This window comes from Ruminococcus sp. AF20-12LB (assembly GCF_003478985.1).
In the GTDB taxonomy this organism is placed as follows: domain Bacteria; phylum Bacillota; class Clostridia; order Lachnospirales; family Lachnospiraceae; genus Blautia_A.
Map to the genome: position 1 here is coordinate 85,786 of NZ_QUGH01000011.1, position 19,324 is coordinate 105,109.

18 protein-coding genes are annotated in these 19,324 nt (G+C 46.2%); 3 read left to right on the forward strand and 15 right to left on the reverse strand.

The window, feature by feature from the left end; genetic code table 11:
• Window positions 1-124: 124 nt before the first annotated feature.
• From hemW to gpr, 5 genes are all read right to left on the reverse strand, one after another.
• On the reverse strand, window positions 125-1,261 hold the full coding sequence (hemW, locus tag DWX61_RS13855; protein WP_118625886.1) for a radical SAM family heme chaperone HemW: 1,137 nt from the start codon (window positions 1,259-1,261) through the stop codon (window positions 125-127).
• Window positions 1,251-1,628 carry a hypothetical protein gene (locus DWX61_RS13860; protein WP_118625888.1) on the reverse strand — a complete coding sequence of 126 codons (378 nt, stop codon included), beginning with the start codon at window positions 1,626-1,628 and terminating at the stop codon, window positions 1,251-1,253. The genes hemW and DWX61_RS13860 overlap by 11 nt, the downstream gene beginning before the upstream one ends.
• Window positions 1,629-1,639: 11 nt before the next feature.
• Window positions 1,640-3,448: a translation elongation factor 4 gene (gene lepA / locus DWX61_RS13865; RefSeq protein WP_118515036.1), complete on the reverse strand. Its 1,809-nt coding sequence runs from the start codon at window positions 3,446-3,448 to the stop codon at window positions 1,640-1,642.
• Between the two features lie 82 nt (window positions 3,449-3,530).
• Entirely contained in the window at window positions 3,531-4,862 is a 1,332-nt protein-coding gene (locus tag DWX61_RS13870) for a stage II sporulation protein P (RefSeq protein ID WP_270427316.1), read from the reverse strand.
• A gap of 23 nt (window positions 4,863-4,885) precedes the next feature.
• Window positions 4,886-5,815 carry a GPR endopeptidase gene (gene gpr / locus DWX61_RS13875; protein WP_118625890.1) on the reverse strand — a complete coding sequence of 310 codons (930 nt, stop codon included), beginning with the start codon at window positions 5,813-5,815 and terminating at the stop codon, window positions 4,886-4,888.
• Between the two features lie 292 nt (window positions 5,816-6,107).
• On the opposite strand from gpr, the gene rpsT reads away from it, so the two are divergent.
• On the forward strand, window positions 6,108-6,371 hold the full coding sequence (rpsT, locus tag DWX61_RS13880; RefSeq protein ID WP_022426951.1) for a 30S ribosomal protein S20: 264 nt from the start codon (window positions 6,108-6,110) through the stop codon (window positions 6,369-6,371).
• 113 nt (window positions 6,372-6,484) lie between these two features.
• Entirely contained in the window at window positions 6,485-7,057 is a 573-nt protein-coding gene (locus tag DWX61_RS13885; RefSeq protein WP_174235826.1) for a M48 family metallopeptidase, read from the forward strand.
• Window positions 7,058-7,060: 3 nt separating this feature from the next.
• Here the strand turns inward: DWX61_RS13885 and holA are convergent, their stop codons facing one another.
• Entirely contained in the window at window positions 7,061-8,056 is a 996-nt protein-coding gene (gene holA / locus DWX61_RS13890) for a DNA polymerase III subunit delta (protein ID WP_118625892.1), read from the reverse strand.
• Between the two features lie 171 nt (window positions 8,057-8,227).
• On the opposite strand from holA, the gene DWX61_RS13895 reads away from it, so the two are divergent.
• Window positions 8,228-8,635, forward strand: a complete 408-nt coding sequence (locus DWX61_RS13895) for a DUF6465 family protein (RefSeq protein WP_118625894.1) — start codon at window positions 8,228-8,230, stop codon at window positions 8,633-8,635.
• A gap of 123 nt (window positions 8,636-8,758) precedes the next feature.
• Here DWX61_RS13895 and glpK read toward each other — a convergent pair whose 3' ends face one another.
• From glpK to DWX61_RS13940, 9 genes are all read right to left on the reverse strand, one after another.
• Window positions 8,759-10,258: a glycerol kinase GlpK gene (gene glpK, locus DWX61_RS13900; RefSeq protein WP_118515042.1), complete on the reverse strand. Its 1,500-nt coding sequence runs from the start codon at window positions 10,256-10,258 to the stop codon at window positions 8,759-8,761.
• Window positions 10,259-10,309: 51 nt separating this feature from the next.
• Complete coding sequence (locus tag DWX61_RS13905; protein WP_118625896.1) at window positions 10,310-10,885, reverse strand: glycerol-3-phosphate responsive antiterminator; 576 nt, start codon at window positions 10,883-10,885, stop codon at window positions 10,310-10,312.
• A 167-nt stretch (window positions 10,886-11,052) separates the two neighbouring features.
• Window positions 11,053-12,171 carry an Ldh family oxidoreductase gene (locus DWX61_RS13910; RefSeq protein WP_118625898.1) on the reverse strand — a complete coding sequence of 373 codons (1,119 nt, stop codon included), beginning with the start codon at window positions 12,169-12,171 and terminating at the stop codon, window positions 11,053-11,055.
• 141 nt (window positions 12,172-12,312) lie between these two features.
• Window positions 12,313-13,044: a glycerophosphodiester phosphodiesterase gene (locus tag DWX61_RS13915; protein WP_021976755.1), complete on the reverse strand. Its 732-nt coding sequence runs from the start codon at window positions 13,042-13,044 to the stop codon at window positions 12,313-12,315.
• Between the two features lie 299 nt (window positions 13,045-13,343).
• On the reverse strand, window positions 13,344-13,715 hold the full coding sequence (locus DWX61_RS13920; RefSeq protein ID WP_118515126.1) for a DUF1667 domain-containing protein: 372 nt from the start codon (window positions 13,713-13,715) through the stop codon (window positions 13,344-13,346).
• A gap of 5 nt (window positions 13,716-13,720) precedes the next feature.
• Window positions 13,721-15,007, reverse strand: a complete 1,287-nt coding sequence (locus DWX61_RS13925) for an NAD(P)/FAD-dependent oxidoreductase (RefSeq protein WP_118625966.1) — start codon at window positions 15,005-15,007, stop codon at window positions 13,721-13,723.
• A gap of 7 nt (window positions 15,008-15,014) precedes the next feature.
• A complete protein-coding gene (locus DWX61_RS13930; RefSeq protein ID WP_118625900.1) occupies window positions 15,015-16,472 on the reverse strand; it encodes an NAD(P)/FAD-dependent oxidoreductase in 1,458 nt (485 codons plus the stop codon).
• A gap of 457 nt (window positions 16,473-16,929) precedes the next feature.
• Window positions 16,930-17,646 carry an MgtC/SapB family protein gene (locus tag DWX61_RS13935; protein ID WP_158293300.1) on the reverse strand — a complete coding sequence of 239 codons (717 nt, stop codon included), beginning with the start codon at window positions 17,644-17,646 and terminating at the stop codon, window positions 16,930-16,932.
• A gap of 288 nt (window positions 17,647-17,934) precedes the next feature.
• Window positions 17,935-19,257, reverse strand: coding sequence for an ABC transporter substrate-binding protein (locus DWX61_RS13940; RefSeq protein ID WP_118625904.1), 1,323 nt, complete (start codon window positions 19,255-19,257; stop codon window positions 17,935-17,937).
• Window positions 19,258-19,324 lie beyond the last annotated feature (67 nt).

The window sequence follows — 19,324 nt, forward strand, 5'->3', positions numbered from 1 at the left end:
AATATTCCGGTATTCTTCTCAACAGCAGAATCTACCTCTCTTATTCTGCTGTAAAACTTCTGATTTTTTATCAGTATACTGCCAGAACATCCGTTCGTCAAGGTGAAAAAATCGACAAATTTTTCTACAGCAGAAAATCTGCCATCACTCCATTGCTCACATGGATTCCCTTTCGCGAAAGATATATCCTGTCTCCTTTTTGTTCCAGCATTCCGATCTCCAGATGCTTTTTCAGGACCTCTCCGTAAACGTTTTCCATATTTTTTCCGAAATATTCCGCAAACGCTTTCATTGAAACGCCCTCTGTCATCCGAAGCCCCAGAAACATAAACTCAGCCATCTCATCTGCCTCTGTAAGACTCTCCATATTCTGACGGATCTTATCCGGAAACGCACTGTTTCCAATATATTCCTTCATATCCGCAGTATTGGAAAAACGCATATGATCCAGAAGTGAAGACGCCCCAAGTCCCAGCCCCAGATAATCGATTCTCTGCCAGTATCCCTTATTATGGCGGCATTCCCGTCCGCCTTTTGCATAATTGGAGATCTCGTACTGATGAAACCCATATTCCTCCAGGATTCCTGCCGTATTCTCATACATACGGTACTCCGTATCCTCATCCGGTAATTTCAGCTTTCTCTCCCCGAAAGGAGTGCCTTCCTCAATGATCAGACTGTAGGCGGAAATATGTTCCGGCGAAATCCCTGCCACCGTGCGAAGATTTTTTTCCCAGTCTTCATAGGTCTGTTCCGGAATGGCACTCATCAGATCGATATTGATATTGGAAAAGCCTGCATCCCTTGCCATAAAAAAGCTCTCCTGAAACTCTTCCCACGTATGGATCCTTCCAAGGATCTTTAATTCCCGGTTCTGCGGGGACTGAAGCCCCAGACTCAGCCGGTTGATCCCGTGTTCCAGATATATCTGAAGTTTTTCTTTATATAAAGTCCCCGGATTTGCTTCGATAGTGATCTCAGCATCCGGGGCCATAAAAAACTTATTTCTGATCTGATCCAGTATCTCTCCCACAAGAGACGGATCCGGCACGGAAGGTGTTCCTCCGCCGATAAAAACTGTGGTGATCTCCCTGTCCGAAAAATCCGGAACAGCAGCGATCTCCCTTTCCAGAGCCTGGAAATATTCACGCTGCCTCTCTTTTCCTGCAGGTCCGGAAAGGAAATCACAGTAATCGCATTTTTTTACACAAAACGGAACATGGATATAGAGCTCCAGCGGTTTTTTCGCCTTATTCTCCATCCATGGCTCCTTCCTCTCCACCGGCATCTGTTGTATCAGTATCTTCACCGGAGGCTGCAGCTTCACCGGCAGTATCCATGCTTCCATCCGAAGCAGCCGGTGTCGGTGTCGCGCCATCTATCCCCAGGGCCTCGCTGCCGTTTTCTGCCAGGTACTCATTGACCATTGTCAGATTTCCATTGCTCGTCACTGCATCCGGATCTACTGTTTTCGGATCAGGAGTGGCAGTCGGTTCCGGCGCTGTGCTGATTTTGATCACACTTTCCTCTTCTGCATTTTTCTTCTTTGAACCACATCCGGTAAGCAGAGCTCCTGTCATAGCCAGAAGTCCTGCTGCCAGAAACAGTTTTTTTATATTTTTTTTCAAAAAGTCATCTCCTATTTATCATCCAGCTTCAGGACACTCATAAATGCCTTCTGCGGGATCTCCACGTTACCTACCTGACGCATACGTTTCTTACCTTCCTTCTGTTTCTCCAGAAGCTTCTTCTTACGGGAGATATCTCCACCGTAGCACTTGGCAAGTACGTCTTTACGCATGGCTCTTACCGTCTCTCTGGCAATGACCTTGCTTCCGATAGCTGCCTGGATCGGGATCTCAAAGAGCTGTCTCGGGATCTCGTCTTTCAGCTTCTCACACATCTTTCTTCCGCGCTCGTAAGCAGTATCTGCATGCACGATAAAGGAAAGAGCATCCACTTCTTCTTTATTCACAAGGATATCCAGCTTCACAAGCTCACTTCTCTCATATCCGTCCAGTTCGTAATCCAGGGATGCATAACCTCTGGAACGTGATTTCAGTGCATCAAAGAAATCATAGATGATCTCGTTCAGCGGCAGTCTGTATTTCAGGAGTGCACGGGTTTCTTCCATATATTCCATGCCTTCATACTGACCACGTCTCTCCTGGCAAAGATCCATGATCGCACCAATGAACTCTGTGGTTACCATGATCTCTGCCTTCACCATGGGCTCTTCCATGTATTCGATCTCTGAAGGATCCGGAAGGTTGGTGGGATTGGTCAGCTCGATGATCTCACCATTGGTTTTATAGACCTTATAGATAACACTCGGTGCTGTAGTTACAAGATCCAGGTTATACTCTCTCTCCAGACGCTCCTGAATGATCTCAAGATGAAGAAGTCCCAGGAAGCCGCAGCGGAAACCAAATCCAAGAGCGACCGATGTCTCCGGTTCATAATAAAGGGAAGCATCGTTGAGCTGAAGCTTCTCCAGTGCGTCACGGAGATCGCCGTACTTGGCACCATCTGCCGGATAAAGGCCACAATAAACCATAGGGTTTACCTTCTTATACCCCGGAAGCGCCTCTGCACAGGGGTTGTCCGCATCCGTTACCGTATCACCCACGCGGGTATCACGGACATTCTTGATGCTGGCTGTGATATATCCGACCATGCCTGCTGTCAGCTCGTCACATGGGATAAACTGACCCGCTCCAAAATATCCAACCTCCACAACCTCCGTGGTGAATCCGGTCGCCATCATATGGATCCTCGTGCCCTTTTTCACACGTCCGTCCTTCACTCTGCAAAATACGATAACACCCTTATAAGGGTCATAAACAGAGTCAAAGATCAGAGCCTTCAGCGGTGCATCCACATCCCCCGACGGCGCCGGGACCTTATTGACGATCTGCTCCAGGACCTGGTCTACATTCAGTCCTGTTTTTGCGGAGATCTGCGGTGCATCCTGCGCCTCAATTCCGATCACATCCTCAATCTCATTGATAACACGCTCCGGATCCGCACTTGGAAGGTCAATCTTGTTGATCACCGGAACCACATCCAGATCATGGTCCAGTGCCATATATACATTGGCAAGTGTCTGAGCTTCGATTCCCTGTGCTGCATCCACAACAAGGATCGCTCCGTCACAGGCAGCAAGGCTTCGTGAAACCTCATAGTTAAAGTCTACATGTCCCGGGGTATCGATCAGGTTAAAAATATACTCATTTCCGTCCTTGGCTTTGTATACAATACGAACCGCCTGGGATTTGATGGTGATTCCTCGTTCTCTCTCAAGGTCCATGTTATCCAGAACCTGGGCCTGCATTTCCCTTTCGGTAAGAAGTCCCGTCATCTCGATGATACGGTCCGCAAGTGTTGACTTGCCATGGTCAATATGTGCAATGATACAAAAATTCCGAATTTTACTCTGGTCTATCATTTAGGAAGTCCTCCTTAAATTTCTCTCGTATAAAGCGTTCAGAACGCATATTTTTCCATATTGCTCTTTATCATACCATATTTCAGTCTTCTTTGTCACTGCCTTTCAGAACTCTGTTTAAGATATCTGCAAAAGGTTCCATGGCATTTCGGACTTCCTCCACGGTATTTGTCTGCGCTCCGGCCTCCAGAAGCAGCGCACGTGGCTTAAGATGCAGATTATAGCGAAGACCTGCCAGATAGATTCCCCGGTAAAGATCGGGGTAATACTGTGCCGCCTGATATTCCAGCTGAAAGGAAAATGCCAGATTCTCTTCTATGTAAGGATTGGGCAGATAACTCACTGCCCCCTGACTGACTGTATAGCTTAATCCATTATAAAAAAGTAGCTGAGCAGTAGGTTTTCCATTCACCTGCGTTACCAGATGCCGGTCATCCGGCACACCATCTCTGTGAAGGTCGATCACAACTTCAATGGTGGGGTTTTCCTCCAGCACTTTTTCTATGGAGGCCCTGGCATAATCATAAGCCTTGCTCCTGTCCAGTGTTCCTCCCATCATATCAAAGGAATCTGTTATATGAATGACCTGGTACCCGTATGTTTTTTCCAGAAGTTCAGTAAGATAATCTCCCACTCCTACGATGGTGTCCTCAGTCTGTCCTTCTCTTGAATCTGCAAAAGCCTCCTGGGAATGGGTATGATAGATCAGGATCTGGGGTACCGATGAATCCTTTTTAACGGACAGATCCTCCTTCAGAAAACGGGGCGCACTGATCTGCTGTGCATTCGTCTCCGTATTGGAATCCAATATAAAAAACTGATTCATCACATAGTCAAAATCTGCCAGTTTCGCCTGAGACAAATCAATCTGCGGATGTGGCAGTGCCACTGTCTCCTGTTCCTTCGCGGTATTTTCACCGGATCGGTTCTCCTCTGACGCCGGAGTCTCCTGTTCTGCAACTTCCTGTCCTGTGTCTCCCGACTCCGTAACTTCCGGCTCTGCATTTTCCTTACCGGTCTCCTTTTCACTTTTTTTGCCGTCAGAAGATTTTTTCTCTGCCTCTTCCGCTTCTTTCTTTTGAATTTCTTTTTTCTTTTGAAGCTCTTCTTTCTTCTGAAGCTCTTCTTTCTTCTCCACCTCTTCCGCCTCGGCCATCAGCAGCGTCTCCTGCTCTTTTCGGTTCTCTGCTTCCACTTCTTTACCCAGATGCTCTGCGTTTTTTTCCTGCAAAAGCATCTCTGTTTCCCTGTCTCTGCCATTTTCCTTCTGCAGAGCTTTCTTTTCCAGAAAGCAATACAGCGGCAGCTGTCTGTAGATCTCACCATGCCTGAAAAAATCTCCCGGAAGGACAGCCACCACACACAGGAAAATCAGGCTCAAAACCACGCAGAAAGCCCTCTGGATATTCGTCACCCACGATCACCTCTTATGGTATTTTATGACCTGTCCTCTTCGATTAGACTATCGGAAAAAGCCAGATTCAGTCCCTCGGAAATGGTAAAGCTTAAATACCGTACCGTTTCATCCACATCCTTTGGTGTTACAAACATGGTGTAAAGCTTCGGCGAGATCATTTCTTCCAGAAACTCCTTCTGCTCATCTTCCTCCAGCGCCTCCAGAAGCTCCGCCATGGAATCATGGACAATAGTAGCCGCATCCACCACAGTCGGAACACCGATCCCGATCACACGGACCGAAAGATTTTCTTCATTCAGGCCTTCCCTGTGATTCCCCACGCCGGAGCCCGGACTGATCCCGGTATCCGTGATCTGGATCGTCCGGTTAAGTCTTGTCGTACTTCTGGCCGCCAGCGCATCTACGGCGATCACCAAATCCGGCTTTGTCTCAGAAACAACACCCCGAACAATTTCCAGGGTTTCCATTCCGGTCTGTGCCATCACACCCGGAACGATCCCGCTGATCTGGTGCATTTTCATATGTCCATTGCTCTTCAGCCCATATTCCCGAATCACATGCCTTGTCATGTGAAGATTGGAAACTGTACGAGGACCAAGGGAATCCGCAGTAATCTCCTGATTTCCAAGCCCTACCACCAGAATTGACAACTGACGTCCAAGATCGATCAGTTCCCTTAAATGATGTGCCACTTCTTCAGAAATCTCCCTGTGATAATCCTCATCCGGAACGGAAAGATCCGGTGCCTCAATGGTAATATAGGTTCCCTGTGGTTTTCCCATGGTCCTGGCTCCGTTTTCCGTTGTGATCCTTACAACTGTAGTACGCACCTCCTTTTCCTCATCGTATTTTTCCCTGATCTCTACTCCATGTACTTCTACATTTTCCTCCCGAAAGCGTTCCGTTGCTTCCAGCGCCAGGTCTGTTCTGATTCTGCTCCTTCCAGCCATACTCTCATCCTCTTTTTCTGTAAAATCAAAAAGATATTTTCGCTGCTGCCTGCAGCTTTTCCAGTGTTTTCCCTTTTATTATTTCCCTTTTTCCCATAAATATGTATCATTTCCGCTTTTACACACAGCATCTGGTATTTTTCGCATATTTTTTTTGAATTTTTGCGAAAAACATCTTGACATTCCTGTGCACGTATAATAATATATATAAGCATGTTTCATAGGAGCGCCCGTGTCTGTTCCTGTGAATGTAATTTAATATTATATTTTTAAGGAATCGGAGGTGTACGAATTGGCTAACATTAAATCCGCAAAGAAGAGAATCTTAGTTAACAGCACTAAGGCTGCAAGAAACAAAGCAATCCGTTCTGCAGTTAAGACTTCCATCAAGAAAGTTGAGACAGCAGTTGAAAATAAGGATAAGGCAGCTGCAGAGGTTGCTCTTAAGGACGCAATCTCCACAATCAGCAAAGCTACATCCAAGGGCGTTTATCACAAAAATAACTGCGCCAGAAAAATTTCCCGTCTTTCCAAAGCTGTCAACAGCATTGCGTAATAGACCACGGAATATTTTAGTTATAAGCTTATAAGTAAAAGGAAAGACAGTCGAACCGTCAGCGACTGTCTTTTTTGTATATAGATTTCTGCATTGACCAAAAGGAGTTTTTTATGATATCTCATCCCTTTCCCTACCGCATTATCCGCAGCAGCCGGAAAACCCTGGCGATCCAGGTCAGCGTTTCCGGTCAGGTGACTGTCCGCGCTCCACACACAATGCCAGATTCCACCATCCATCGTTTTCTCTCACAGAAAGAAAGCTGGATCCTGGAGCATCTCTCACACGCTGCCACTGAGCCGGCACAGTCCCCGGCTGAAAATCCGCCTCTTTCGGAATTCCGCCGCAGTTATTATATGGAATCCGCCAGAAAAATATTCAAAAGAAAAACCGCAGCCTACGCCAGAAAAATGGGCGTAACCTACGGCCGTATCACGATCCGGGAACAAAAAACCCGCTGGGGAAGCTGCACCAGCGAAGGAAACCTGAACTTCAACTGGCGGCTGATCTTCGCCCCGGAAAAAATCCTGGATTATGTTGTGGTGCACGAACTTTCCCACAGAAAAGAAATGAATCATTCCCCTGCCTTTTATGCAGTGGTGGCATCTGTGATGCCGGAGTATAAAGCCTGCGAAAAATGGCTCAGGGACAACGGAGCGACCCTGTGGCAGAACCCGGCTCCGTAAAACTCAGGCTCTCACTGCTCTCGCCGAGCTGTACTTCACGATCAGAAGCTCCACGCTGAGCACATCTCCAAGTGTACCTGTCTTTACCGCCTCTTCCGCATCCACAAAATCCCGCACGGCATTCTCCAGCTCTTCCACAGTGTAGGATCTGGCACAGGACGCCAGATTCCGCACAACAAAAGAGGGTACTCCCAGTTTGGAAGCGATCTCAGTCTGAGAAAGACCTTCCTGCGACATTTTCTTAGTCAGGCAGATCTGGCGAAACTGTTTCGCCAGAAGAAACAATATCCTCATTGGCGGTTCCCGAAGAGTCAGAAGGTCATAGTACAGATCCAGGGCCCGCTTCTGATTCTTCTCCGTCACCGCACGCACCATATCAAAGATCTTATTGGTTGTCTGTGTAGTACAGACAGCCCGGATATCTGCAGCAGTCACAACATCTCTTCCAACTGTATAGGAGATCAGCTTTTCCAGCTCCATCCTTATATTTCCCATATCTGTTCCCGTCATGGTCAGCAAAAGCTCCACATCTCTCTGGGTGATCCTGCGGCCATTTTTTCCAAGGATTCCTGCTGCCCACCGCATAAGAGTCTTTTCATCCTGCTGTTTAAATTCCCCGATGCTGCCGCAGGCTTTTACCGCCTTGTACATACGGCTTCTTTTATCTACTTCAGACTCGCAGAACACCAGATACAGATAATCAGGCAGAGCTTTCATATAATCTGCCAGTTCCTCACATTTATTCTTAAAGAATCCCGTATCCTCAAGAAGGACTACTCTTCGCTCTGCAAAAAAGGGCATGGTATCACAAAGACTCAAAAGCTCCCGGACATCGATTCCCTTCCCCTCATATCTGTTGAAATTCATGGTATCATCGTCCGGGTTCAGAGCTTTCACCAGATTTCTTTTATATTGCTGTTTCAGATAGGCTTCCTCACCATAAAGGAGATATGCCTGCTTAAATTTTCCTGTTTTAATATCTTCCTGAATATTCTTCAATCTCTGTACCCCTGTCTGATTTTCTCTGTAATCCAGTTTATACGACAACCGCCGGAAATGCAACACCCAAGCAAAAATTTGACTTTCCACCGGATTCATGATACTGTAAACAGGTACATATTCCGACAGATCAGTTCTGTCAGCGAGATATGTGGAAGGGAGTGTTCCATTATGGAAAAAAGAAGAAACAGCAGAACAAGCAACCTGAAGAGCGCAACCACCAAAGCCAAAGCTACCGTGAAATCAACTGTAGAAAAGATTGAAAAAACACCTGCAGCTGAAAAAACCGTTAAAGCAGTCAAAAAAGCAACAGAGACTGTAGCAGCCAAGGCACCAGAAGTAGTAGAAGAAGTTAAGAACACTGTAAAAAATCATAAGATCAGCGGCATCACACTTGAAATTTTTGAGACATCCATCACAGTTGCCGACCTTGAGGTAGCTGTTAAGAAAGATGCAGAAGCAAAAGGCCTGAAAGGCAAAGAGCTCCACATCTATGTAAATGCAGAAGAAAGAGCAGCTTACTACACTGCTGACGGAGAAGGTTCCGACGATTACAGAATCGATCTGACCACTCTGTAAACTCCGGCGGATCTGTTCCGCGATTGCTTACTATGACGGTCTGTCTGTGACATTCCGAAAGCGCAAAAAAGCCATGCACAGGACATTTTCATCCGGTCCCGCTGCATGACTTTTTTTTACCTTTTACTGGATCTTTTTGATCCAGTCTCTGGAGCAGCCTACTGCAGCTCTCCAGCCTTTTACCATGGCATTTCGCTTCTCGTCATCGATCTCCGTGCGGAAAATACGTTCCACATCACGGCTTTCCTGTACTGCCTCCTTGCTTTTCCAGAAGCCCACAGCAAGACCTGCCAGATATGCGGCACCAAGAGCAGTTGTTTCAATACATTCCGGACGTTCTACAGCCACATTACTGATATTGGCCTGAATCTGCAGAAGAAGATTGTTTGCACTTGCTCCGCCGTCTACACGAAGAACTGCAAGGTCACTTCCGGCATCTTCCTTCATAACCTCCAGCACATCATTGACCTGATATGCAAGAGATTCCAAAGTCGCACGCACAATATGATACTTATTTACACCACGGGTCAATCCCACGATCGTGCCACGGGCATACTGATCCCAGTAAGGAGCTCCAAGTCCCGTAAATGCAGGCACGACGTAGCAGCCGTTTGCATCCGGTACTTTTCCCGCAAAATACTCGGTATCCGACGCAGAATCCACCAGATGAAGCTCATCACGAAGCCACTGAATCGCAGCACCAGCCACAAATACGGATCCCTCCAGAACATAAGTGATCTTTCCGTTAAGTCCCCATCCGATGGTTGTAACCAGCCCGTTATTGGAAAATACCGGTTTATCTCCTGCATTCATCAGAAGAAAACCACCGGTTCCGTATGTATTCTTGGTTTCACCTTTCTCAAAGCAGGCCTGTCCGAACAGCGCCGCCTGCTGGTCACCGGCAGCACCGGCTACCGGGATCCTTCCACCGAAAAAGGACGGATCTGTCTCACCATAAATCTCACTGGACTCTTTTACCTGCGGAAGCATGCATTTCGGAATGTCAAGCTCCTCCAGGATCTCATCATCCCACTCCAGTGTGTTGATATTGAACATCATCGTTCTGGATGCATTGGAATAATCTGTTACATGAACAGCTCCCTTGGTCAGCTTCCAGATCAGCCAGGTCTCCACGGTACCAAACAGAAGCTCTCCCTTCTCTGCTCTTTCGCGGGCGCCCTCCACATTATCCAGGATCCATTTTACTTTGGTGGCAGAAAAATACGCATCAATAACAAGTCCTGTTTTCTGACGGAATTTTTCTTCCAGTCCCTTCGCTTTCAGACTGTCGCAGTATTCTGAAGTTCTTCTGCACTGCCATACGATGGCATGATAAACCGGCTGTCCCGTATTCTTATCCCAGACAATGGTGGTCTCTCTCTGATTGGTGATACCGATCGCCGCAATATCCTCTGCCGTTGCCTCGATCTGGTTCATAGCCTCTCTGGCAACAGAAAGCTGTGTGGACCAGATCTCACCTGCATCATGCTCTACCCATCCCGGTTTCGGAAAATGCTGGATAAACTCCTTCTGTGCCACACTGCGGATCCTTCCGTTTTCATCAAAAAGAATACAGCGATTACTGGTCGTTCCGGAATCCAGCGCCATAATATATTTTGCCATATAAAAATCCTCCAATACATTTCTTTGCTGCAGATCAATGCCTCTGCAGCCTTACAATTCCCATACCTTCTGATTTGTAGTGGAAACCGCTGCTGCCCCCGCACCCAGCGCTCCCATTACATCCTCCTTATCGGAGATCAAACCGCCTGCGATCACAGGCACTTTGCTTGTTTTACATATCTGTTTAAGAATCTTCGGCATCACCCCCGGCAGAACCTCCACTACATCCGGCAGCTGCTCATGCTGATTTCCCAGATTCTCAATATTCTTGATCGCCATGGAATCAATAAGGAAAAAACGCAGAACTGTATACATTCCAAGCTTCTTCGCCCTGTTGATCATGGATGCTTTTGTTGAAATGATCCCGTCTGCATGGATATTTTTGCAAATATAATCCACAGAAACCTCTTTCGAACATAAACCTGTGATCAGGTCTATATGTGCCATCGCGATCTTCCCCGCCTGGTGGATCCGCTCCACAATTCCCCCAATAGAACGGATATCTCCATACAGGATAAAGATCACGGTAAGCTCTTCTCTGCCCAGACAGTTCTGAAGCCCCTGTTCATCCTTTACAGCCGCTATGATCGGGTTCGCCTCGATCGCGTCCAGAAATTCTTTGTTCATATTCTCTCTTCCTCCGCAATATTCACACAATATCATTCTATCTCCGCGCATTGTTTGAAGATATCATTCTTATTGTATCAGTTTATCGCTTCAAAGACCAGAAATATTTACCATATATATGTTTTAAAAGAAGGGAAGCCCCTATGGACTTCCCTTCTGCAGATACATTATTTCTCAAATGGGAATTTGAACTGTGTAAGTCCGAATTCATCACGAAGTCCGATAAACTCTTTCTGAACTGCCTCTGTCACCGGAACTCCCTTATCCTTACGATACATCCATACATCATATTCCTTCTCGCCTGCTGTGTAGATACGTTCCTGTCCAGGAGCCTTCTCGGAGCCTCTCAGGTCTCTCAGGATATCACCGCATGTTTTCTTGAATGCCTCTGCACCCATAAATGCCTCTGTGTCGATAGCAATAAAGAAATGTCCAAGATGATATGGACGGATCTTTCCTTCCTCATCCTTGCCCTCCAGAGCTTTCAGGAAGAGACCGGACTGAAGAGCTGCGGAAAGGATCTCAACAACAGTAGAGTATCCGTATCCCTTATATCCTCCGGTTGTCTCACCAAATCCACCGAGAGGAGCAAGTGCTGCCTGCTGGCTTCTGATCTTCTTAAGGATCTCTGCACTATCTGTAAGCTCCTCTCCTTCTCTGGAAATAACAAGACCCTTAGGAGTATCATGGTTGATACGTGCGTAGTATTCGATCTTGCCATTCTGGATAACAGATGTTGCACAGTCCAGTGTAAACGGGAACGGCTCATCTGTAGGCATACTAAATGTCAGTGGGTTGGTTCCAAGCATATTCTCAACACCAAATGTCGGTGCAACGGATGGTCTTGCGTTGGTACCGCTGATACCGATCATATTCTCCTTTGCTGCGAGGCCTGTCCAATATCCTGCGATTCCATAATGGGAAGAGTTACGGACTGCAACCATACCCATACCGTATTTATGTGCTTTTTCGATACACATGTCCATAGCCTTCTTGCTGGCTACCATTCCCATACCATCGTTAGCATCAAGAACTGCAGTTGTCGGTGTCTCTTTAAGAACATCGATCTTTGTTACAGGATTTAAAATTCCGGATTTGATACGGTCGATATAGATCGGTTTAAAGCGGTTGCAACCATGGCTCTCAATTCCACGTCTGTCACTTTCCAGAAGTACGTCGGAACAAAGTCTCGCATCCTCTGTTGGAACTCCCATTTTCTCAAATACCGCAGTCATAAAATCGTCTGCAAGCTGCCAGGAAATAAAAGGTCTTGTTTCTTTCTCCATTGTAAAAATCCTCCATAATACATTATTATAGTTTTTTTATTTTATTTTTATAAATCTGCAGCAGGACCCCCTCCTGCCGGAGATCTCAATTTAGCCTGCCTCCTGTATATACCTCACAGAAAGCGTCTTGACATCGCAGTGTCAATCCTCGTCTGCCACTGCTCTTCCTCTGTCCGGATAATTGGTAATGATGGAGTTTACTCCCCATTTCTTCATCCTTCTCATATCCTCTTCCTCGTTTACAGTCCAGACATTCACCCCGATCCCGTTCTGGGAACAGCTGCGTACATGCTCTTCCTTCAGGTATTCCAGATTTGGATGATAATACTGCACATCACAGGTTCTTGCATAAACCCCTGCATTATCCACGTATTTCTCTACCAGAAAGCCTCCTGCAATAGTCTCATCACTCTGTCTGCACAATACAATGGATGCGTTATTGAAAGAGGAAAGAATGATCCGATCCTCCAGACCATATTCGCAGATCATATCAATGACCTTCTCTTCCATACCACCATAATAATAAACACTGTTCTTCAGCTCGATGTTTGTGATCAGATCTTCCTCCTCTGCCATCCACTCCAGATACTCTCTCAGAGTCGGAATCTGAAGCCTGCCGAATTTTCCGGCAAACTTATCCGGATAACTACAATCCAGTTTACACAGCTCGGCATATGTAAGATCATAGATATATCCGTTTCCATCCGTGGTACGGTCAACCTTCTCATCGTGCATGATCACCGGAACCAGATCCTTAGTCAGCTGCACATCAAGCTCGATTCCCTCGCAGCCAGCCTCCACAGCTTTCTGAAACGCCAACATTGTATTCTCCGGATATTCTCCGCTGAAACCACGATGTCCAAATACTTTCATTCTAATCATCCTCCATTCAATGCATTACATCATTGTGAGCATTTTTGCTAATTTATATTTCTGATTATATCATAGCATTTATTTATTTTCAACATTTTTCATCTATTTTTATGTATATTTTTTGTTGTTTTTAATCAATTATCCTTTTTAAGCGCTGATATTTTTTGTGCATTTTGTACATTTCATTTCACAGCAAACAAAGCGATAAAAAAGCCTTTTCAGGTTTATTTTATTCGCTTTGTCTGCCGGAGGGCTGACATATTATAAGCATACAGTTTGCCATATATATCCTCTGCTAATCACTGTATGATCTGCTTCACATTTCCTGTAGCCACGATATCCACGCCTGTTCCTGCTGCATTCTCCAGGATCACGTCCCCGATCTGAACCGGTGCTTCCACACATACATCCCGCAGCGCTTCCACACAGTCAAAAATCTTTCCTTTCGGAATATCCTGTGCTGTCTTTACTGACACCACCGGCATATTTCCATTCTTCACACGAACGGTCGTTGTCACGATCCTGGTCGGATCTGTCACTTCCTTCACTGCATATTCCGCGCCTTTTTTACAGGTATTTCCTGTGACGGAAATGATCTCTTTTCCATTCATTTCCACCAGAAGGGCGCATCCCATAGGACATCCGATACAAGTAAGATTCCTTTTTTCCATTTTCATCACTCCTCCACCTGGATCACAAGTTCATGTTTATCCTGTTTCTGTTTTCCTTCCAGAATGGAAAGAAGCTGCTCTTTTTTCAATTTGATCTGTTCCATCTCTCCGGGTGCTGCCACCTGTTTTTTTCTGGAAAAGATCCGTTCTCCATCCAGATATGCACGGATGTAACAATTTTTATACACATTTCCCACACGGAAGCGGACCAGCTGCTCCTCCGCCATATGACCGATACGGATCTCAGACGGCACTGTATAGCGGACTCCGTTTTTGGGCGAAAGCGTGATCTTTATCTCTTCCGGTATTTTGTCCTCTCCATTGTTGTTTATATAGAGAGCCGCATTTCTTCCTGCATTGCCGGCTTCCTCCGAAACAAAATCCACCAGATCATGAACATGGAGAACATTTCCACAGGCAAAAACACCTTCTACATTTGTCTCCAGGCTTTCATTTACCACCGGTCCGGAGGTCACATTGCTCAGCTTCACACCTGCCTGTCCGGAAAGCTCATTCTCCGGGATCAGACCAACAGAAAGAAGAAGCGTATCGCATTCAAAAAATTCCTCTGTACCGGGAATCGGGCGTCTGTTTTCATCTACCTCTGCAAGAGTGATTCCTTCCACACGCTCTTTTCCTTTTATGTCAACCACTGTATGGCTAAGCTTCAACGGGATCCCAAAGTCGTCCAGGCACTGCACGATATTTCTCTTCAGGCCTCCGGAATATGGCATCAGTTCTGCCACTGCCTTAACCTCTGCGCCTTCCAGCGTCATACGTCTGGCCATGATCAATCCGATATCACCGGATCCCAGGATCACTACTTTTTTTCCCGGCATAAATCCTTCCATGTTTACAAGGCGCTGTGCTGTTCCTGCTGAATAAATGCCTGCCGGTCGATATCCCGGAATGTTCAGTGCACCTCGCGGTCTCTCCCTGCAGCCCATGGCAAGGATCACAGCTTTTGCCCGGATCTGATACATTCCCTCCTGGCGGCTCATGGCAGTGATCACCTTATCCTGGCTGATATCCATGACCATGGTGTTCAGCCGGTACTCGATCTGCTGCTCTTTTACCATCCGGATAAAGCGTGCCGCATATTCCGGTCCTGTCAGCTCCTCCTGAAATGTATGAAGGCCAAATCCATTATGGATACACTGATTCAGGATCCCGCCCAGTTCCTTATCACGTTCCAGGATCAGGATACTCTCTGCTCCCTCTTTCTTTGCAGCCAGGGCTGCTGCCAGTCCTGCAGGGCCTCCGCCTATGATCACGATATCTCTCTTCACCATACTCTTATCATTCATGGTTCTCGCCCTCCTCTGCAATTTTCTTGTTGATTCCTTCGATCAATCTGGAAGCTCCGCCTGTTTTTGTGATCTCCTCCATGGAAATGCCAAGCTCCCGGCTGAGGATCTCCATTGTTCTGGGAGAGCAAAAGCCTGACTGACATCTTCCCATTCCTGCTCTTGTACGACGTTTTACTCCATCCAGAGATTTCGCTCCGAGAGGTCTTCGGATCGCATCCAGAATCTCTCCCTCAGAGATCATCTCACATCTGCAGATGATATTTCCATATTCCGGTGATCTTTTGATCAGCTCATTTCTTTCTTCCAGAGAAAGTTCTGACGGATCCAGGATCCCTTTTCTCACCGGATTAAAATCCGGATTTACTTCCGGATGTAATTTTTCTTTTACGATGTCAGCAATCATACAGCCAATGGCCGGTGAGCTAGTAAGTCCCGGTGATGCAATTCCTGCACAATCGATAAATCCGGGTGCATCCTCCACCTCTTTGATCACAAAATCCATACCATCCTCGACAGCACGGAGTCCCGCAAAGCTTGTGATCACCTTCCGCAGTGGAATATCCTTTACTGTTTTACCGGATTTGATACTTACTGTCTCCATACCCTCCGAGGTAGTTGCTGTTTCCTCCCGATCCTCCAGATCCGTAGCTGTAGGTCCGATCAAAAGGTTTCCATGAACAGTCTGTGTTACCAGAACTCCTTTTCCGCTCTTGTTTGGAAGTGCAAAGATCGTATGATTCACATGTGTTCCTGTACTTTTATCAAGGAGCATATACTCACCCTTACGAGGAGTGATATGCAGTTTTTTCTCACTTACCATATTATGAAAAACATCCGCATAGACACCGGCAGCATTGACGATACAGTCCGTCTCAAAATCACCTTTTGAGGTTTCCACAACAAAACCTTTTTCCTGTTTTCGGATGTTCTTTACTTCTGTGTCAAATTTAAATTCCACACCATTGTTATATGCATTCTCTGCCATTGCAATGTTCAGTTCAAAGGGACAGACAATTCCGGCTGTCGGTGCATACAGTGCTGCCAGCACCTGGTCAGACAGATTCGGCTCCATGGCAAGTGCCTCTTCTCTGTCAAGGACCCTCAGTCCCTCTACTCCGTTTTTCAGTCCTCTTTCACGCAGCTTATGCAGCATGGCAATTCCATTCTCAGTTGTACAGACAGTCAGTGAACCAGTCTGTTTAAAAGGAAAATTCAGTTCCTTCGAAAGCTGTCCCATCATATTGCTGCCCTTCACATTCAGTTCCGCCATAAGGCTTCCCGGTTCTGCATCATAACCGGAATGAGCGATTCCGCTGTTTGCCTTGGAAGTTCCACAGCATACATCCTCTTCCCGCTCCAGAACGCAGATTTTCAGCCGATATCTTGAAAGCTCTCTCGCCACTGCCGCTCCGGAAACTCCTGCTCCGATAATGATCACATCATACATAGATCTGTTTCTCCTTTCCTGTTTGCGGATCTTCTGAACTGTCCCCGGCTTTCTCTGCGCCGGAAACAGCAGAATATCCGTTGCAACACAAGCATTGCCGTCCGCAGGTAAATATTCTGCGAGGAGTACTGCTTACGAACAGCAATCTTTCAAGCGAATATGCCATTATTTTTATGCCGTAACCCTTGTAACCCTTGTAATCCTTTTGAAACATTAACATTTGCGCATAAAAATAGCCGGCATAAAAACACACTTATCCATGTGTCTTCATGCCGGTCTCTGTTCTCAATGGCATTCTCTGTATTCAGCAAGCTGAATCAGATTCCTTCTTCACTTTGTATTCATTGTATCAGACTATTCTTCATATTTCAAGTGCATTTTTCGTAAAATACATCGTTTTTTCTTTAACATGCTCTTAACTTCACCAAAAGCCTGATAAATTTCATTGTATTCCCGATCATATTTCCTCCACAGAAATAACTCCTTCCTGCTGTCTTACCTCACGAAATACAGTATGGCGTGCTTTCCATTTGGCAGCCTCCATTGTTGCCTGGATCACCACACTCTGTGTTTTGGATCTCTTTTTGATGATAACTACGTTGGAGATCAGGATGTCCTCTTCCCGGAGCTTCTTTATGACCATACTCATCTTGTCTTCATTTTCAAACTCCATATATACGTCATAGGTATTGGAATGCTCTTCCACATAAACCTCTATATATTTCGCATATTTGAACACCAGAATAAGTCCCAGCGTGGTAAAGATCGCACCGCTGTAAAAGCCGATCCCCACCGCAAGTCCGATGCACGCGGAAGTCCAGAGACTGGCTGCTGTCGTAAGACCGGATACATGTCTCTGTCCGGTCACGATGATGGTTCCCACTCCGAGAAAACCGATTCCGCTGACAACCTGTGCGCCAAGTCGTGCAGTATCTCCGATTCCTGCCCCATTAGAATATACATGGATAAAATCGCCCGTCATCATAACCAGAGTTGCCCCCATACAGACGATCATATGTGTTTTTACACCTGCCACACGCTTCTTCATTCCACGGTCAATACCGATCAGACATCCAAGAAACATCGCAAGAATCAGCCGAAACAGCGTCGATCCCATATTTAAAGTGTGCAAATAATCCGATATTGCATTATATGCTCCGAGAATTCCGCCCATAAATTTGCCCCTTTCCTGTTGTATCATTATTTTCCGCCGGTGATAACGCCAATAGCGTATCCTTCCATTTTGCCCTGCACAAACGCCGCAGACCACACTCCCGCCATTCGAAAGCTGTCTAGTCAGCCGGACTCTCTCTGTCCGTCTCACTACGCAGTTTTTCATATGATCCTGTGCCCCGGATATACATTATCTGTAGTCTCACAGCATGTAAAACAGCAGGGATACCGGCGCCTGGCGGCGGTATCCCTATCTGTTACTCTATCTACTGATCAGAGGGCATTCTGATTATTTAATAGACTCGTTATAGTTCTCGATTGCTTTGTTTACAGAAGCTGCAAGCTGATCAACAGCGTCCTGAGTTGTGAGCTTGCCATCATATACCTGCGGCATGATCTCGTTGAATGTAAGACGGGCCTCTGTCTGTACACCGGAAAGAACACCTGCTGTATTGCAGTTTACAGGAGAATCCTTCAGCTGGTTGATAGCTGTCATAAAGTTCGGATTCTCTTCAAGATAAGCTTTCATATCGTCTGTCTCATAAGCTTTCTCGTTGATTGCGAAGTATCCTGTGCCCATGGACCATTTAGCCTGTACATCAGGAGTTGTGATGTACTCGATGAATTTCCATGCTGCATCTTCGTTAGCTTCGTTACCTGTATCTGTAAGCCACAGGGATCCACCACCGATGATAACACCGCCTTCATCATTCTGCTCGATTCTCGGAAGATATCCTGTACCAACTTCGAACGGAGAAGAATCAACTGCGTTTTTCAGGATAGCAGTAGACTCGATGATCATACCAACCTGTCCGGAGAAGAACGCTGTCTGAGTATCTGCTGTTGTTGTTCCGTAATCTTCGAAGTATCCGGAATCATACAGCTTTTTCCACATGTCGAATACTTTCAGTCCGCCGCCGTTGGAATCAAAATCAACAGCTGTAACTGCCTCTGTACGTCCATTGTCATTATTTCCGTATGTTACGCCAAGTCCTGCAAGCTGCTGCTCAAAGAACCATCCGTAAATAGCCTGTGAATAACCAACCGGAGCTGCTCCGCTCTCTACGATCTTCTTGGCATCCTCAAGAACCTCATCATAAGTTGTCGGAGGAGTTTCAGGATCAAGTCCTGCTGCCTCAAATACGTCTTTGTTGTAATACAGCATAGGTGTGGATACGTTAAATGGCATTGCATACTGCTTGCCTTCTACGGTATAGTAGCTGCTGATAACATCCATAACGGAACTCTTATCATAGCCTGTGCTCTCAAATTTGTCTTCTACAGGAATGACAGCACCACTGTCATACATGAACTTTGTTCCTACGTCATACATCTGGCAAACATCCGGAAGACCGGATTCACTCTGCATAGCAGCTTTCAGTTTTGTGATGGTATCATCATAGGTTCCCTGATACTCAGCTTTAATCTCGATCTCATCCTGGGATGCGTTGAAATCATCCACGATCTGCTGAAGCACCTCACCGTTTGTGCCGCCCATTGCATGCCAGAAAGTAATTGTTGTTTTCTCTGCTGCGCTTACTGAACACGGAGCTGCCAGAGATGCTGCCATGATTCCTCCTAAAAGAATCGCCATCCATTTTTTGTTTTTCATATAAAAGCCCTCCTTTTTATTTGTTCCGGCCTGCCCCATACAGGCCGGATAAATTAACATTTTCGCT

Bases quoted from the DNA above. Each gene is read 5' to 3' on its own strand.
- DWX61_RS13930 (WP_118625900.1), bottom strand. From the start codon at position 16,472: ATGTATGATGTGATCATTATCGGAGCAGGAGTTTCCGGAGCGGCAGTG.
- gpr (WP_118625890.1), bottom strand. From the start codon at position 5,815: ATGGCTGGAAGGAGCAGAATCAGAACAGACCTGGCGCTGGAAGCAACG.
- lepA (WP_118515036.1), bottom strand. From the start codon at position 3,448: ATGATAGACCAGAGTAAAATTCGGAATTTTTGTATCATTGCACATATT.
- DWX61_RS13925 (WP_118625966.1), bottom strand. From the start codon at position 15,007: ATGGTGAAGAGAGATATCGTGATCATAGGCGGAGGCCCTGCAGGACTG.
- DWX61_RS13935 (WP_158293300.1), bottom strand. From the start codon at position 17,646: ATGGGCGGAATTCTCGGAGCATATAATGCAATATCGGATTATTTGCAC.
- DWX61_RS13885 (WP_174235826.1), top strand. From the start codon at position 6,485: ATGATATCTCATCCCTTTCCCTACCGCATTATCCGCAGCAGCCGGAAA.
- DWX61_RS13940 (WP_118625904.1), bottom strand. From the start codon at position 19,257: ATGAAAAACAAAAAATGGATGGCGATTCTTTTAGGAGGAATCATGGCA.
- glpK (WP_118515042.1), bottom strand. From the start codon at position 10,258: ATGGCAAAATATATTATGGCGCTGGATTCCGGAACGACCAGTAATCGC.
- DWX61_RS13905 (WP_118625896.1), bottom strand. From the start codon at position 10,885: ATGAACAAAGAATTTCTGGACGCGATCGAGGCGAACCCGATCATAGCG.
- hemW (WP_118625886.1), bottom strand. From the start codon at position 1,261: ATGGAGAATAAGGCGAAAAAACCGCTGGAGCTCTATATCCATGTTCCG.
- DWX61_RS13910 (WP_118625898.1), bottom strand. From the start codon at position 12,171: ATGGAGAAAGAAACAAGACCTTTTATTTCCTGGCAGCTTGCAGACGAT.
- DWX61_RS13915 (WP_021976755.1), bottom strand. From the start codon at position 13,044: ATGAAAGTATTTGGACATCGTGGTTTCAGCGGAGAATATCCGGAGAAT.
- DWX61_RS13920 (WP_118515126.1), bottom strand. From the start codon at position 13,715: ATGGAAAAAAGGAATCTTACTTGTATCGGATGTCCTATGGGATGCGCC.
- DWX61_RS13895 (WP_118625894.1), top strand. From the start codon at position 8,228: ATGGAAAAAAGAAGAAACAGCAGAACAAGCAACCTGAAGAGCGCAACC.